Here is a 13909-nt window from a genome sequence, read left to right as displayed (position 1 = left end):
GGCCTGATTGGCCGCTCCGGCGCCGGCAAATCCACGCTGGTCAATTTGCTGCTGCGCTTTCATGACCTGGATACGGGCCGGCTCTTGATAGACGGCCAGGACATCGCCGGTGTGACGCAGGACAGCCTGCGCAGCCAGATTGGCATGGTGACGCAGGACACCTCGCTGCTGCACCGCTCGGTGCGCGACAACATCAGCTACAGCCGGCCCGGCGCCAGCGATGCCGACATGCGCCTGGCCGCCCGCCGCGCCGAAGCCGACGGTTTTATCGCCGGCCTGAGCGACCCGCATGGCCGCAAGGGCTACGACGCGCATGTCGGCGAGCGCGGCGTGAAGCTGTCGGGCGGGCAGCGCCAGCGCATCGCGATTGCGCGCGTGATGCTGAAAGACGCGCCGATCTTGCTGCTCGACGAAGCCACCAGCGCACTCGACTCGGAAGTGGAAGTGGCGATTCAAGGCAGCCTGAACAGCCTGATGCGGGGCAAAACCGTGATTGCGATTGCCCACCGCCTGTCCACCATCGCGGCGATGGACCGCCTCATCGTGCTGGACCAGGGCCGCATCGTGGAAGAAGGCGACCACCGCAGCCTGCTGGCCAGGGACGGCCTGTATGCGCGGCTGTGGGCGCACCAGAGCGGTGGTTTCCTGGCGGAGAACGTCGAGGAAGCCGAGGCTTATTGAGCCGCGTGGCGCGCGCCTCAGGTCTTTTCAATCACCGCGCGCCCGGCTTGCACCGAAAACTGCGCCAGGGTTTCAATCCGGGTGTCGGGCTCGGTGACGTCACTGACCACACGCAGGCGGGTCGTCAGGCCACGCGGCGTCAGTTCGACCACCCCATAGCCCTTGCGCTCGGAATCGGCGAACACAAAGTGCGGGTTCTCGGCCAGCCACTCGGGGATCTTGGCGTTGCCGGCCGAGCGCGAGGTGATGCTGGTGCCGCAAAACTCCACGCCAATGGCCGGGCTGGCGGCATCGGCATAGTCGGCCTTGACGTGCCCGACCCAGTTTTCATGCACATCGCCGCCCATCAGCACCGGGTTGCTGACCGCATTTTTTTGCAGCGCATCGGTCAGGCGCGTGCGTGCCGACGCATAACCGTCCCAGCCGTCGTTCCACAAACGCTGGCCCGGCCCGCGCTGAAAATCGCGTTGCCCGAACAACGAGGTCTGGCCCAGCAGGTTCCAGCCCCCTTGCCGGCTCGCCGCCCGGCCCAGTTCCGCCTCCAGCCAGCGCTCCTGCGGTTGGCCCAGCAGGCTGCGCGCGGGGTCGTTCCAGGCTGGGCAGATGGCCGGGTTCAGGGTGCTGGCGCCTTTTTTGCCGTCCCGGCTGCACACCTGCGCGTCCTTGTACTGCCGCGCGTCAAGCAGGTACAGCGAGGCCAGCCGGCCATAGTGAAGGCGCTGGTAAATCCGCATCTCCGCGCCCTGCGCCAGACCCGCCAGCGCACGGCTGAGCGCCGAGGCGCGGATTGGCATGTGCTCATAAAAAGCCTGGTAGGCGGCCGCGCGCTGGGCGGCAAAATCGGCGACCGGCGGCCCGCTGTCGCCTGCGGTCAAACCCGCGTAGTCGTTTTGCACCTCGTGGTCGTCCCAGGTCAGCAGCCACGGGCAGGTCGCGTGCATGGCCTGCAGGTCGGCATCGCCCTTGTGCAGCGCATAACGCTGGCGGTAGTCGTCCAGTGTGCGCACCCAGCCGCCGGTGGGCATGCGCACCGCGTTGCTGGCGCTCGGGTATTCGTAGATGTAGTCACCCAGAAACAGCACCATGTCGAGGTTTTCATCGCGCATGTGCCGGTAGGCGCTGAAATGGCCGTGCTCCCAGCGCTGGCACGAAGCATAGGCCAGCCGCAACCGGGCCACCACCGCATCGGGCGCCGGAAAGGTGCGGGTGCGGCCGCTGGCACTCAGGGCCTCACCCACGGCAAAGCGGTAAAAATACCAGCGGTCGGCCTCCAGCCCCCGCACCTCCACATGCACCGAATGGGCCAGCGCGGCCACGGCTTGCGATTGGCCGGTTTGAACGATGCGGGCAAATTGCTCGTCATGCGCCACCTCCCAGCGCACGCTGACGGGCGGGTGCGGCTGACCTGAAGCCTGCTCCCCGTCAAACACCAGCCGCGTCCACAGCACCACCGAATCGTGGGTCGGGGCGCCGCTGGCCAGGCCCAGCGCAAACGGGTTGGTCGCGGTGCGGGTTTGAGCCCAGGCCCGCCTGGGCAGGTACAGGCCGGCGGCGCTGGCGCTGGCCCACTGCAGCAGTTGCCGGCGGTCTGGCAGCCAGCCAGCGTGAGTCATGGCGGCTTGCCTGCGCTGCGTCTGAGCACCTGGCCCGGAGCCGCCGCCGAGACCGGCACCCGGCCCGCCGCATGGCGCTGGCCATTGCAGACCTCGTGGCTGATGGCCAGATTCGCGGCGTGGCTGTTGCCGCCCTCGCTCAGCGGCAGGATATGTTCCAGGGTGGCCGCGTCGGGCGTGACGTGTTCGCCGCAGACCCAGCAGGGCACCACGCCGTGCAGTTGCCTGGCCACGGTTTTGTAGATCTTGTCGCGGGTGTGACCCAAACGGCTCACGGGGGTGTCTTTTCTGTCAAGGCTGTCAGGGCGATTCCAGTTTCAGGGCCGGGCCGCGTCAATCAAGTTCGCCGGGCCGGGTGTCTGGCCCATAAATGAATGAATCCTCCCAGGTCTGCTCGACCCGGCGCCCCGGCTTTTTGGCGGGCTTGATCGATCCCTTGCCGTCAGCATGGCGGTCTTGCGCATCCTGATCGGCGTTTCGTGCATCCTTGTTCAGTTCACTCAGCGCGGCTTCCTTGCGGGCTTTCACCCTTTCGCGGGTAAAGGCATTGAGCTCTTCCTGAAAAGCGCTGTCTTCCACAGGCGTTGCCAGCGTGTGTTCCTCTACCAGTTCAATCAGGACTTCACCCAGAAAGGCGGCCCGCATGGCATTGCTGGTGGGCAGGCGGCTGTCGCGAATCACGGTGTAGGCAATGCCGCAGTCCGACAGCAGATCCTCCTTGAGTTCGCGCTTGTCCATGCTCAGACCGCGCTTGCCGGGCACATCGATACAGCCCACCACCCTGCCATCGGTGGTGCAGACCGTGAAGGTGGTGTAGATGCTGCTCAGCAGTTCCAGCCACTGCAGGCTGTTTTGCTTTTCGGTGTTGCGCGGCAAGGTGAAACGCGACACCGGTATTTTGACCATCACCACATGGTCATGAAAGGTATGGCGCAGCCAGGTCCAAACCTCGTGTTCTTCGGTGGTCACCAGCCCGCGCGCATCGAGCGGCAGCTTGCCGGACAGCAGCAGGGGCTTGTCGATCTTTTTGCGCCACCACCACCCGGTCAGCACCGCCCCCAGCAGCGCACCGAGTGCCGCAGCCAGCCCCATCGCCACCCATGTCGTTTGATTCAAGATTCAATCCTCCCTCATTTTGTGTTGTATGCGGGGCTGCAAACCAGCCATGCGCCGCATTACACACAGTGAGCCATAGTACTTTCGTACTGTCAAATCCTGCCGCCAGTGCCCGGGCCTGCAAGCAACGATAGCATTCTGCGGCATTTTCAGCACTCCAGGAACAAAAATAAGCTGTAGCCCATGTCCAACAAGCACATCAAGCTCCTGTATTGATAGCAAAATGCCGCGCTGATTGCTGGAACAAGACCGCGGCAATCGTGCGACAGCGGACCAACTTTTGCAAGACTGGCCCTGAGTGGCTATGCTGCAGTTTTTACAGGAACCCCCCATGCAGCGTAAAACCGCCCAGGACTTTGACCAGGAACTGCTGATTCTTTTCGACGCCTATGTGCATGGCACGCTGGATCGCCGCGGGTTTCTGGAGCGTGCGCAGAAATTTGCCACGGCCAGCATGACAGCCGCCGCCCTGCTGGCCGCCCTGAGCCCGGACTTTGCCATGGGCCAGCAAATCCCCAAGGATGACAAGCGCCTGAAAACCGAGCTGCTCAGCTACCCGTCCACGGCGGGCTCGGGCACCGTCAAAGGCTATCTGGCCAAGCCCGCCAACGCCAGCGGCAGGCTGCCGGGTGTGCTCGTCATTCATGAAAATCGCGGCCTCAACCCGCACATTGAAGACATCGCGCGGCGTCTGGCGCTCGACAACTTCATCGCCTTCGCACCCGATGCGCTGACGCCGCTGGGCGGCTACCCGGGCGACGAAGACAAGGCGCGCGACCTGTTTGGCAAGCTGGACCAGAAAAAAACCACCGAGGATTTTGTCGCCGCCGCCACCTTTTTGAAGGGCCGCGACGACTGCACCGGCAAGCTGGGCGTGGTCGGGTTTTGCTATGGCGGCGGCATGGTCCACACCCTGACCACGCGCCTGCCCTGGCTCAATGCGGCGGTGCCGTTTTATGGCAACCACCCCGCCCCCGAAGAGGCGGCCAAGGTCAAGACGCCGCTGCTGATCCACTTTGCCGCGGTGGACGAACGCATCAACGCCTCCTGGCCCGCCTATGAAACCGCACTGAAAGCGGCCGGTGTGAGCTACAGCGCGCACCAGTACCCCGGCACCCAGCACGGCTTTAACAACGACACCACGCCGCGCTACGACAAGGCGGCCGCCAATCTGGCGTGGCAACGCACCCTGGCCTTTTTCAACCAGCAACTGCACACCGGCTGAGGCCGCGCATCGGGGTCCAGCCGTCTGGCGGCCGCGCAGCGGTCGGCACGGCCCGGGCTGGCGTTACCATCGGGGGTTTGGCTTTTCGCCCGTTTTATCCGGGCCATCCGGCCTTTTTTCTCTTTACCTCCTTTTTGGATGCAAGCATGAAACTCCTTCATAAATTCGTGGCCTCGGCCGGCCTGCTGACACTGGCCACACTCACCTCGGGCATGGCCCAGGCCCAAAACAAGGAACTGGTGGTTGGCTCCAGCGCTACCTACCGCCCGTTTGCCTACGAAAACCCGACCAAGGAAATCGTCGGTTACGACGTGGACATGATCAAGGCCGTGGCCCAGAAAGCCGGCCTGAAAATCAAGGTCGTGAACACGCCCTGGACCGGCATCTTTGCGGCGCTGAACAACGGCGATCTCGACCTGGTCATCTCGGGCGTCACCATCAACGACAAGCGCAAGCAGTCCTATGACTTCACTTCACCCTACTTTGAGGCGCGCCAGCTGATTGCGGTGCAAAAGGACAGCACGGTCAAAGGCCTGAAAGACCTGGCCGGCAAAAAAGTGGGCGTGGTCACGGGCAGCACGGGCGACGACATGGCTTCCCGCGAGTTCGGCAAAACCAGTCCCGACATTCGCCGTTTTGAGAGCACGCCGGTGGTGATTTCGGAACTGGTTGCCAACGGCCTCGATGCCGCCATCGGCGACAACGGCGTCATCGCCTTCCGCGCCCAGGAACACAAGCAACTCAAAACCGTCAGCGATGCCAGCTTTCCCAAGGAATACTTCGGCATCGTCGTGAAGCAGGGCAACAAGGCGCTGCTCGACAAGCTCAACGCCGGGCTGGCCGCGGTCAAGGCAGATGGCAGCTATGCGCAAATCTACAAAAAATGGTTCCAGGCTGACGCGCCGGTGCTGCCCGCCCAGTAAGCCATGCGTCACTGCTGAAACGATTTTTCCCCATGGAACATGTTCTCTGGTTCGGCTGGTTCCGGGCCGACATCATTTCAGAATACAGCGTGCTGTTCTGGCGTGGCCTGCAAATGACCATCCTGGTCACGCTGATCTGCATCGTCCAGGGTACGGCGCTGGGCCTGGCCGTGGGCCTGGCGCGCGTGGCCGAATCACGCCACTCACCAGCCCGTGAGTTTTGCAAGTACGCGCTGCGCTGGCCGTCCGTCGTGTATGTCAGCTTTTTTCGCGGCACGCCGCTGTTTGTGCAGATTCTGCTGATTCACTTTGCGGTGCTGCCGCTGTTCATCAACCCGACCGATGGCCTGCTGATTTCGGGAGACACCGCGCGCGAGCTCAAGCAGAACTACGGCGCCTTCCTGTCGGGTGTGGTGGCCCTCACGCTCAATGCCGGCGCCTACATCTCCGAGATTTTCCGCGCCGGTATCCAGTCGATTGACAAGGGCCAGGTCGAAGCCTCGCGCTCGCTGGGCATGTCGTTTCCGCGCACCATGTACCACGTGGTGCTACCGCAGGCGTTTCGCCGCATGCTGCCGCCGCTGGGCAACAACGCCATTTCGCTGCTGAAAGACTCGTCGCTGATTTCGGCCATTGGCCTGGCCGAGCTGGCTTACGCCGCGCGCACCGTGGCCGGTGCCTACTCGCGCTACTGGGAGCCTTATCTGACGATTTCACTGATGTACTGGGTGCTGACGCTGGGCCTTGCCTACCTTGTGAAGAAATTGGAGGCTCGCTATGGACGAGGTGATTCGCGTTAACGGGCTGACCAAGCAGTTTGGCCACATCTCCGTGCTGCGCGGCATTGACTGCGCCATCAAGGCCTCCGAAGTGGTGTGCGTCATCGGCCCCTCGGGCTCGGGCAAAAGCACCTTTCTGCGCTGCCTGAACGGCCTGGAAGATGCCTCTGGCGGCCAGGTGCTGGTGCATGGCGTGTCGGTGCACGAAGCCAAAACCGATGTCGATGCGCTGCGCTCGGAAATCGGCATGGTGTTTCAGCGCTTCAACCTGTTCCCGCACAAGACCGTGCTCGAAAACATCACGCTGGCGCCCACCAAGGTGCGCGGCCTGAGCCCCGAGCAGGCCCGCGTGCGCGCCCGTGAGCTGCTGGTCAAGGTCGGTCTGCTGGAAAAAATCGATGCCTACCCGAACCAGCTCTCGGGCGGCCAGCAGCAGCGAGTGGCGATTGCCCGGGCGCTGGCGATGCAGCCGCTGATCATGCTGTTTGACGAACCAACCTCGGCGCTGGACCCGGAAATGGTCGGCGAGGTGCTGGGCGTCATGCAGGCGCTGGCCGAAGAAGGCATGACCATGGTGGTGGTGACCCATGAGATGGGCTTTGCAAGGCAGGTGGCCGACCGCGTGATCTTCATCGACGAGGGCCAGATCATTGAAGAGGGCTCGCCCAGCGACATCTTCGACCGCCCGCAGGAAGAGCGTACGCGACGGTTTCTGAGCAAGGTGCTGTAAGGCTGCGCGGCTTCATGTAAACGAATGCAACAACCGCGTAAGAAGCCTGGGCGCCCGGCGACCAACGGACAGTAGCTGCAAAACCCGCAGCGAGGACCCCGGCCAACCGGGGATGTCCGTGAACGCAGGAGTATGTCCATGAAGCCCGAAAATCAGCTCATTCACCCCGGCTGGCTGCGCATCATGCACTGGCTTAACGCCCTGGCGGTGGTCGTTCTCATGATGAGCGGCTGGCGCATCTACAACGCCACCGCCTTTCTGGGCTTTGCGATTCCCAATGACATCACGCTGGGCGGCTGGCTGGGCGGCGCGATTCAGTGGCACTTTGCGGCCATGTGGCTGCTGGGCATCAATGGCCTGCTTTACCTGGCCCTGAATCTGGCCACCGGCCGTCTGCTGCGCAAGTTCTTCCCGCTGTCGCCCAGAGCCTTTGTGGCCGATGTGCTCGCGGCACTGAAGGGCAAGCTGGCCCATGCAGACCCCGCGCACTACAACATGGTGCAGCGCCTGGCTTACCTGTTTGTGATGCTTGACAGCGTGCTGCTGGTGGCATCGGGACTGGTGCTCTGGAAATCGGTGCAGTTTGCGCTGCTGCGCGAACTGCTGGGCGGCTATGAAGGCGCCCGGCTGATCCACTTTTTTGCCATGGCCGCGCTGGCCGCGTTTGTCGCCATTCACCTGGTGATGGTGGCCCTGGTGCCGCGCACGCTGGTGTACATGGTTCGTGGTCGCTGAATCTGAAGCCCAGGGAGTACCCCATGATGATCCAAGCCCCCAAACGCCTGAACCTCGACGGCGACGCCGTGCTCAGGGAAGCGGTTGACCGAATCAGCAGCGCGAACCGGCTGACACAGAGCCGCCGCAATTTTCTGCGCGCCTCCCTCACACTGGGTGGCCTGTCGATGTTGACGGGTTGCATGCTCGATGACAGCGCCAGCGTCGACGCCGCACTGGGCAGCATCTCGCGCTTCAACGACAAGGTGCAGGGCTGGCTGTTTGACCCGAATCGCCTGGCCCCGACCTACCCCGATTCGATGATCACGCGGCCCTTCCCGTTCAATGCCTATTACGCTGAAAACGAAGTGCGACAGGTCGAGGAAAGCGGCTACCGGCTCGAAGTCACCGGCCTGGTGGCCGACAAACGCCAATGGTCATTGCCGGAACTGCGCGCCATGCCGCAAACTGACCAGGTCACGCGCCACATCTGCGTGGAGGGCTGGAGTGCCATCGGCAAGTGGGGCGGCGTTCCGTTTGCGAGTTTTTTGCGCCGGGTGGGCGCCGATACCAGCGCCCGATATGTCGGCTTCAAATGCGCTGACGACTACTTCACCAGCATCGACATGCCGACGGCCCTGCACCCGCAAACCCTGCTGGCGCTGACCTGGGACGGCCAGGTGCTGCCGCCGAAATACGGCTTTCCGATGAAGCTGCGCATGCCGACCAAGCTCGGCTACAAAAACCCGAAACACATTCAGGCAATTTTTGTCACCAACAGCTACCCTGGCGGCTACTGGGAAGACCAGGGCTACAACTGGTTCGGCGGTAGCTGAGCGCCGCTCGGAAACCCCGCAACACTGGCAGGCATTCACGGCTGCCAGCTTATCCACCGATTCATCAACGATTCGTCAACCGTTAAACAAAGGAAATCACCATGAAAAAACTCAGCGCTTCCCTCATGTCGGCCTGCATGCTGTTGGCCGGCGCCAGCGCCATGGCGCAAGACGCGATGAAAAAAGATGCCATGGGCAAAGAGGCCATGAGCAGCGACGCCATGGCCAAGGATGGCATGAAGAAAGACACCATGGGCAAGAACGCCATGAAGAAGGATCACATGGCGAAAGGCGCCATGAAAAAAGACGCCATGGGCAAGGACGCCATGGCCAAGGATTCGATGAGCAAGGAAGAAATGAAGAAGTAAGCTCATTTCGCAGGAAGTTGCGGCGGCGCTGGCACCCTGCGCGCCAGCGCCTCCTGCAAAATATCATAAAAAGAGCCTGACGCCCAATCAGAATCTGCCAATCTAGCTATCTTTTTAGTAGCATACAAGCAGCCAGGCGGCCCCCGCATTAACGCTTTCGCAACGGGTCCAGCAGTGGCTTGAGTCCGTTGTGGTCTATCTCCTGCATCAGCGCCAGCAGGCGGCCAAGCTCGCCCTTGGGGAAACCCTCGCGGGCAAACCAGTTCAGGTAGTGGCCGGGCAGGTCGGCAATCGGCCGGCCCTTGTACTTGCCATAAGGCATTTCGCGAGTCAGCAACAGATCCAGGTCTTCAGGTTTCATGGTGACTGGGGTTCAGGGAGTTCAACGGTCTGGGTGAAAGCGCCGGCGCGCGGTTGGCAATCAATGCGCATTACTGCATTTTCATTTGATCTGCGTCATGGTAGCGCCGGCTTTCGCAGCGCAGTATGCAAGAACTTCACCAACCCAGGCTACTCCCATGCGCAAATTTACCTGTCGTTTCCTCGCCGGATGCGCTACTGCATTCGTCCTGGCCGCCTGCGGTCCCACACCGCCCGCTGCGGTGGTGGATCGCTACGATCCGGCAAAAATGGACCTCAAGCCGGTGCCCGCCAAAATTTCGGCGGAGCGCCACACCGGGCCGTTTGCCAGCGGGGCTGCGCTGAACCTGAGCGCGGAGCTCAAGCCACTGGACCCGGCGCCGGTGAAAGAAGTGCGGCTGGACACCACCCACAAGATCATTGAAATCGCACCGGGCGTCAAGTTCAGCGCCTGGACCTTCGGCGACCAGGTGCCGGGCCCGGCCATCCGGGCGCGCGTGGGCGACAAGATCCGCTTCAGCATGACCAACCGCAGCGACGAAACCGCGCCCGGCATGGCGATGACGGCCGCGCCCATGATGCATTCGATGGATTTTCATGCGGCCATGGTGTCGCCGCAGGACAAATACCGCTCGGTGGCGCCCGGCCAGACGATTGAGTTTGAATTCACGCTCAACTACCCGGGCATCTTCATGTACCACTGCGGCACGCCGATGATTCTGGAGCACATCGCTTCGGGCATGTACGGCGCGGTCATCGTCGAGCCGCGCGAGGGCTACCCGACCAAGGTGGACCGCGAATACCTGGTCATTCAAAGCGAGTTTTACGCGAAGCCCAGCACCGACGGACAAAAGGTTGACGGCGCCCCGCTTTATGTGCTCGACAGCGAAAAACTGCGCGCCGCCCAGCCTAGCCACACCGTCTTCAATGGCAGCCACAACGGCATGGTCAAAACCCCCTTGCCAACCAAGCCGGGCGAGCGGGTGCGGCTGTTCGTGCTGAACGTCGGGCCGAGCAAAACCTCCAGCTTTCACGTCGTCGGCACCATTTTTGACCGTGTCTGGATGGACGGCAACCCGGACAACCAGATGCGCGGCATGCAGACGGTGCTGCTGGGCTCGAGCAACAGCGCCATCGTGGAAATGATCATTCCCGAGGCCGGCTCCTACATCATGGTGGACCACCACTTTGCCAATGCCTCGCAGGGCGCGATCGGGCTGTTGTCCACGCTGGAAAAACCAAAACGGACCGAGCTGGAACACCACAACATGGAGGCCAGCTCGACGCCGCCCGATGCCGGGGCCGCCGCTGCCAAGATCGCTTTTGAGAGCAAATGCTTTGCCTGCCACTCCGTCGGCCAGGGCAAAAAGCTGGGCCCGGACATGGCCGGCGTAACCAAACGGCGCACCGAGGCCTGGCTCACGCAGTGGATGAAGTCGCCCGAAAAAATGCTGCAGACCGACCCCGATGCGCAGGCCATGCTCAAGGAGTACAACAACATTCCCATGCCCAACCAGGGCCTGAGCGACGAGGAAATCAAACAGTACATTGCCTACTTCCGCTGGATCGATGCGCAGCCTGACCCTTCCAAAATCACCGCCGGGGGTGGGCATTGAAACCCGGCCGGTCAGCTGGCGCGGCGATCCCGCTGCTGGCGCTGCTACTGGCCCTGGCCAGCACAGCGGCCAGCGCCTGCGGCTACTGCGTGGAAGACCGCATTGCCGCGGTCTATGACCACGCGCTGCTGCAGCGCGCGCAGGCCAGCAAACACGAACTGGCTTATTTCGCCTGGGACGGTCCGATGACCCGCAATGCCGCTTCGCGCCAGCAACTGCAGGCGCTGCTTGAGGGAACGCCGGGCGTGGACAAGGGCAGCGCCCGCGTGTCGATGGAGCCGGCCGCCCTGGCCCTGGCGTTTGACCCGCAGCGCAGCAGCGCCGAAGCGATTGGCGCCGCGCTGCGGAAAAAGCTGAAGGCACTCAGGCTTTCGCTGGTGCTGCTGCAAGTCCCTGAAACGCCAGCGCCCTAGCCGCCGCTTGGTTTGACGCGGTAGCCCTGCTGCTGCAGGGTGTCCATCACCAGCGCACGGTGATCGCCCTGCACTTCGATCACGCCGTCCTTGACCGTGCCACCCGAGCCACAGGCGGTCCTGAGTTGCTTGCCGAGCTGGGCCAGTGCCGGCACATCCAGCGCCAGCCCGGTCACCTGGGTCACCGTCTTGCCGCCGCGGCCCCTGGTCTGCCTCGAAACGCGTGCCACGCCATCGGTTTTGGGCAGGGGTTTGGCCAGTTTGCAGACACAGCCCGCCACCGGCTGGCGGCAGTCCGGACACATCCGGCCGGCATCCGTCGAATACACCAGTCCCGTGGCCAGCCTGCTTTTCATCATTCGTCAAGGCCTGGATGTCAATCGGGCACAAAGCGGGTCTTGAACTTCAGCTCATCCTCGGGCAGTTCCAGCGTCACCAGTTGCCCCATCTTCATGTCGGCCAGCCGGCAGGCGGCGAACAGGCTGAATTTTCCCTTGAAATGGTAGCTCTCCAGGTCAATCAGCATGTAGGGATGGGGCACAAAAACCTCGTGCAGAAAAACCGTGCGCTGCCGGTTGCGCGGCGACGGGAATAGTTTGTAGTGGTCGGTGGTGATGCCTTGGGCTGTGGCCATGGTGTGTCGAGGTTGAACGCCGGGGGATGGGATGGAGGCTGTAAGCTAAAGGCATTGGCCTGATCGGCTTGAAGCCCTATTTTGACGCATGGACCTGCTATTTCCCTATGACCGAGCTGCATTCAACCCCTGGCAAAGAACAGATCGCCTTGCTGGAGCCTTTCGAGCGGCTGGCGCTGAGCCAGATTCAGGTGGTTTCCACGCCGGAACAAGCCAGCGTCGCGCTGCAGGCCCTGACGGCGGCCACCGCCCTCGGCTTTGATACCGAGTCGAAACCCACCTTTGCCAAGAACGAGCCATCCGACGGACCGCACATTGTCCAGCTGTCGACCCACGATCAAGCCTATATTTTTCAGCTCCATGACGCCGATTGCCGCCGCGCGGTAGCCCTGCTGCTGGAGTCAGGCACGATAACCAAGGCCGGCTTTGGCCTGGGCGATGACAGGCGCCGGCTCATCAGCAAGCTCGGCGTCGATCTGCAGGGCGTGCTCGACCTCAACAGCGTGTTCAGAAGCCGGGGCTATCGCAAGGACATGGGCGTGCGCGGCGCGGTGGCGGTGGTTTTCAACCAGCGCTTCATCAAGTCCCGCAAAGCCACTACCTCCAACTGGGCCAACACCCGGCTGACCGAGGCCCAGCAGATTTATGCCGCCAACGATGCTTATGCGGCGCTCAGGGTGTTCACGGCGCTGGGGCTGGGCTAAAAAACACACCCGCCATCCGCCCCGACAATGGAAAAAGGAGTCCGGCCAGCGCAGGACTCCTTGGTCATGAAGACTCGCCGCCTATTTGGCCGGCAGGTATTTGGCCGGATCCACCGGTTTGCCCTGACGGCGGATCTCGAAGTGCAGCTTCACCCGGTCCGAGTCGCTGTTACCCATTTCAGCAATTTTCTGGCCTTTTTTGACCGCCTGGTCTTCCTTGACCAGCAGCGTCTGGTTGTGCGCATAGGCGGTCAAAAAGGTGTTGTTGTGCTTCAGGATGATCAGGTTGCCGTAGCCGCGCAGGCCGGCCCCGGCATACACCACCCGACCGTCGGCCGAGGCAATCACCGCATCGCCGGGTTTGCCGGCAATGTCCAGGCCCTTGTTCTTGGCCTCGTCAAACCCCGCCAGCAGCGAGCCATGGGCCGGCCAGATCCAGGCCACATCTTCATCGCCACTGGTCACCGGCGTCGGCGTTGCGGCCGGCGCCACCACGGCGGCGCTGGCGACGACGGGCGCGGAGGCGGCGGACCGGGGCGCGCTGGCCGCCTGCGCGGGCGGCACCGTGGCCGCCGTGACGGCGGTGGAAGTCACCGGCCGGGTCACCACCTGCGGGTTGTCGGCGGCGGGCGGCACCACGCGCAGCACCTGCCCGACTTCGATGATGTTGGGGTTCTCCAGGTTGTTCCAGCGCACGATGTCGCGCCAGTTCTGGCCGCTTTCCAGGCCAATGCGGATCATGGTGTCGCCGGGCCTGACGCTGTAATAACCGGGTTTACCGGCGTTTTCGAAGCCTGGCAGCTGTTTGACGCCAGGATCGACCGCGCCAGCCACCGAGCGAGGCTGACCGGAGCCGCGGTCTTCTACCGGCGCGTGGGTCACGGAACGCGATGCGCAGCCAGCAGCCAGCAGCACCACGGCGGCCAGGGCGCACGGCAGTGTCAGACGGCCCAACAGGGGCCGGGCGCGGCGCCCTGCTCCGGGTGGGGCCGGAAACGCCACGCGGTATGACCTTGGGGATTGATTCATGGGTTCTTTCGTCTTACTGACTTGATACAGGCTAACTCGATAGCTTCTTTAGCTGGTACCTGATTTTAAAGGCACAAAGTGAACGGCTTCCAGCACGGTCTGCCTGATGCCATGAGGAGTTTTGTCCACCACCACCAGCGCCTGGGCGCCACCGGCGGTTTGCAGCGG

Annotated in this window: 18 protein-coding genes and 1 pseudogene; 11 read left to right on the top strand and 8 right to left on the bottom strand. The window is 62.9% G+C overall.

Annotated features, from left to right (window positions below):
- A partial coding sequence (locus tag RMO23_RS10430; protein ID WP_309681174.1) for an ATP-binding cassette domain-containing protein occupies positions 1-681 on the top strand: 681 nt, incomplete at its 5' end.
- Between the two features lie 17 nt (positions 682-698).
- Here the strand turns inward: RMO23_RS10430 and RMO23_RS10425 are convergent.
- The 3 genes from RMO23_RS10425 to RMO23_RS10415 are packed head-to-tail and all read right to left on the bottom strand — an operon-like array spanning position 699 to position 3410.
- On the bottom strand, positions 699-2294 hold the full coding sequence (locus tag RMO23_RS10425; protein WP_309681172.1) for an alkaline phosphatase D family protein: 1596 nt from the start codon (positions 2292-2294) through the stop codon (positions 699-701).
- Positions 2291-2569 (bottom strand): HNH endonuclease signature motif containing protein, encoded by a 279-nt coding sequence (locus tag RMO23_RS10420; RefSeq protein ID WP_309681170.1) that lies wholly within the window; start codon positions 2567-2569, stop codon positions 2291-2293. Before RMO23_RS10420 ends, RMO23_RS10425 begins: the two co-directional genes overlap by 4 nt.
- 58 nt (positions 2570-2627) lie before the next feature.
- A complete protein-coding gene (locus tag RMO23_RS10415) occupies positions 2628-3410 on the bottom strand; it encodes a DUF2726 domain-containing protein (protein ID WP_309681168.1) in 783 nt (260 codons plus the stop codon).
- A gap of 331 nt (positions 3411-3741) precedes the next feature.
- Between RMO23_RS10415 and RMO23_RS10410 the strand changes: the two genes are divergently transcribed.
- The 7 genes from RMO23_RS10410 to RMO23_RS10380 all read left to right on the top strand — a co-directional run bounded on the left by RMO23_RS10410 (position 3742) and on the right by RMO23_RS10380 (position 8985).
- A complete protein-coding gene (locus RMO23_RS10410) occupies positions 3742-4635 on the top strand; it encodes a dienelactone hydrolase family protein (RefSeq protein WP_309681166.1) in 894 nt (297 codons plus the stop codon).
- A gap of 146 nt (positions 4636-4781) precedes the next feature.
- Positions 4782-5558, top strand: a complete 777-nt coding sequence (locus tag RMO23_RS10405; RefSeq protein ID WP_309681164.1) for a basic amino acid ABC transporter substrate-binding protein — start codon at positions 4782-4784, stop codon at positions 5556-5558.
- Positions 5559-5590: 32 nt separating this feature from the next.
- Positions 5591-6358, top strand: a complete 768-nt coding sequence (locus RMO23_RS10400; RefSeq protein WP_309681162.1) for an amino acid ABC transporter permease — start codon at positions 5591-5593, stop codon at positions 6356-6358.
- A complete protein-coding gene (locus RMO23_RS10395; RefSeq protein WP_405041591.1) occupies positions 6345-7067 on the top strand; it encodes an amino acid ABC transporter ATP-binding protein in 723 nt (240 codons plus the stop codon). The genes RMO23_RS10400 and RMO23_RS10395 overlap by 14 nt, the downstream gene beginning before the upstream one ends.
- 138 nt (positions 7068-7205) lie before the next feature.
- Positions 7206-7802: a cytochrome b/b6 domain-containing protein gene (locus RMO23_RS10390; RefSeq protein WP_309681158.1), complete on the top strand. Its 597-nt coding sequence runs from the start codon at positions 7206-7208 to the stop codon at positions 7800-7802.
- A gap of 26 nt (positions 7803-7828) precedes the next feature.
- Positions 7829-8617: a molybdopterin-binding protein gene (locus RMO23_RS10385; RefSeq protein ID WP_309681179.1), complete on the top strand. Its 789-nt coding sequence runs from the start codon at positions 7829-7831 to the stop codon at positions 8615-8617.
- 101 nt (positions 8618-8718) lie between these two features.
- Positions 8719-8985, top strand: a complete 267-nt coding sequence (locus RMO23_RS10380; RefSeq protein ID WP_309681156.1) for a pentapeptide MXKDX repeat protein — start codon at positions 8719-8721, stop codon at positions 8983-8985.
- 148 nt (positions 8986-9133) lie between these two features.
- Here the strand turns inward: RMO23_RS10380 and RMO23_RS10375 are convergent, their stop codons facing one another.
- The gene (locus tag RMO23_RS10375; RefSeq protein WP_309681154.1) at positions 9134-9346 is read right to left on the bottom strand and encodes a DUF3820 family protein; all 213 of its coding nucleotides are present in this window, start codon (positions 9344-9346) and stop codon (positions 9134-9136) included.
- Positions 9347-9503: 157 nt separating this feature from the next.
- On the opposite strand from RMO23_RS10375, the gene RMO23_RS10370 reads away from it, so the two are divergent.
- Together RMO23_RS10370 and RMO23_RS10365 are read left to right on the top strand one after the other, a co-directional pair.
- Positions 9504-10961: a multicopper oxidase domain-containing protein gene (locus RMO23_RS10370; protein ID WP_309681152.1), complete on the top strand. Its 1458-nt coding sequence runs from the start codon at positions 9504-9506 to the stop codon at positions 10959-10961.
- Positions 10958-11374: a hypothetical protein gene (locus tag RMO23_RS10365; protein ID WP_309681150.1), complete on the top strand. Its 417-nt coding sequence runs from the start codon at positions 10958-10960 to the stop codon at positions 11372-11374. Before RMO23_RS10370 ends, RMO23_RS10365 begins: the two co-directional genes overlap by 4 nt.
- Here the strand turns inward: RMO23_RS10365 and RMO23_RS10360 are convergent.
- Positions 11371-11730 (bottom strand): translation initiation factor Sui1, encoded by a 360-nt coding sequence (locus RMO23_RS10360; protein WP_309681177.1) that lies wholly within the window; start codon positions 11728-11730, stop codon positions 11371-11373. The two genes, RMO23_RS10365 and RMO23_RS10360, sit on opposite strands and share 4 nt — an antisense overlap.
- Positions 11731-11750: 20 nt before the next feature.
- Positions 11751-12008: a hypothetical protein gene (locus RMO23_RS10355; protein WP_309681148.1), complete on the bottom strand. Its 258-nt coding sequence runs from the start codon at positions 12006-12008 to the stop codon at positions 11751-11753.
- Between the two features lie 107 nt (positions 12009-12115).
- Between RMO23_RS10355 and RMO23_RS10350 the strand changes: the two genes are divergently transcribed.
- Positions 12116-12712 (top strand): 3'-5' exonuclease, encoded by a 597-nt coding sequence (locus tag RMO23_RS10350; RefSeq protein WP_309681146.1) that lies wholly within the window; start codon positions 12116-12118, stop codon positions 12710-12712.
- An 81-nt stretch (positions 12713-12793) separates the two neighbouring features.
- Here the strand turns inward: RMO23_RS10350 and RMO23_RS10345 are convergent, their stop codons facing one another.
- Positions 12794-13741, bottom strand: coding sequence for a peptidoglycan DD-metalloendopeptidase family protein (locus RMO23_RS10345; protein WP_309681144.1), 948 nt, complete (start codon positions 13739-13741; stop codon positions 12794-12796).
- Between the two features lie 48 nt (positions 13742-13789).
- Positions 13790-13909: pseudogene (locus RMO23_RS10340) on the bottom strand (protein-L-isoaspartate(D-aspartate) O-methyltransferase); the annotation flags it as partial.

This window comes from Polaromonas sp. (assembly GCF_031411155.1).
In the GTDB taxonomy this organism is placed as follows: domain Bacteria; phylum Pseudomonadota; class Gammaproteobacteria; order Burkholderiales; family Burkholderiaceae_C; genus Polaromonas.
This window is presented reverse-complemented; position numbering and strand designations above follow the sequence as displayed.

What these genes read in the sequence shown, in the direction of transcription:
- RMO23_RS10400 (WP_309681162.1), top strand. Translation starts at nt 5,591, where the DNA reads ATGGAACATGTTCTCTGGTTCGGCTGGTTCCGGGCCGACATCATTTCA.
- RMO23_RS10405 (WP_309681164.1), top strand. Translation starts at nt 4,782, where the DNA reads ATGAAACTCCTTCATAAATTCGTGGCCTCGGCCGGCCTGCTGACACTG.
- RMO23_RS10410 (WP_309681166.1), top strand. Translation starts at nt 3,742, where the DNA reads ATGCAGCGTAAAACCGCCCAGGACTTTGACCAGGAACTGCTGATTCTT.
- RMO23_RS10375 (WP_309681154.1), bottom strand. Translation starts at nt 9,346, where the DNA reads ATGAAACCTGAAGACCTGGATCTGTTGCTGACTCGCGAAATGCCTTAT.
- RMO23_RS10355 (WP_309681148.1), bottom strand. Translation starts at nt 12,008, where the DNA reads ATGGCCACAGCCCAAGGCATCACCACCGACCACTACAAACTATTCCCG.
- RMO23_RS10360 (WP_309681177.1), bottom strand. Translation starts at nt 11,730, where the DNA reads ATGAAAAGCAGGCTGGCCACGGGACTGGTGTATTCGACGGATGCCGGC.
- RMO23_RS10385 (WP_309681179.1), top strand. Translation starts at nt 7,829, where the DNA reads ATGATCCAAGCCCCCAAACGCCTGAACCTCGACGGCGACGCCGTGCTC.
- RMO23_RS10425 (WP_309681172.1), bottom strand. Translation starts at nt 2,294, where the DNA reads ATGACTCACGCTGGCTGGCTGCCAGACCGCCGGCAACTGCTGCAGTGG.
- RMO23_RS10390 (WP_309681158.1), top strand. Translation starts at nt 7,206, where the DNA reads ATGAAGCCCGAAAATCAGCTCATTCACCCCGGCTGGCTGCGCATCATG.
- RMO23_RS10370 (WP_309681152.1), top strand. Translation starts at nt 9,504, where the DNA reads ATGCGCAAATTTACCTGTCGTTTCCTCGCCGGATGCGCTACTGCATTC.
- RMO23_RS10350 (WP_309681146.1), top strand. Translation starts at nt 12,116, where the DNA reads ATGACCGAGCTGCATTCAACCCCTGGCAAAGAACAGATCGCCTTGCTG.
- RMO23_RS10345 (WP_309681144.1), bottom strand. Translation starts at nt 13,741, where the DNA reads ATGAATCAATCCCCAAGGTCATACCGCGTGGCGTTTCCGGCCCCACCC.
- RMO23_RS10380 (WP_309681156.1), top strand. Translation starts at nt 8,719, where the DNA reads ATGAAAAAACTCAGCGCTTCCCTCATGTCGGCCTGCATGCTGTTGGCC.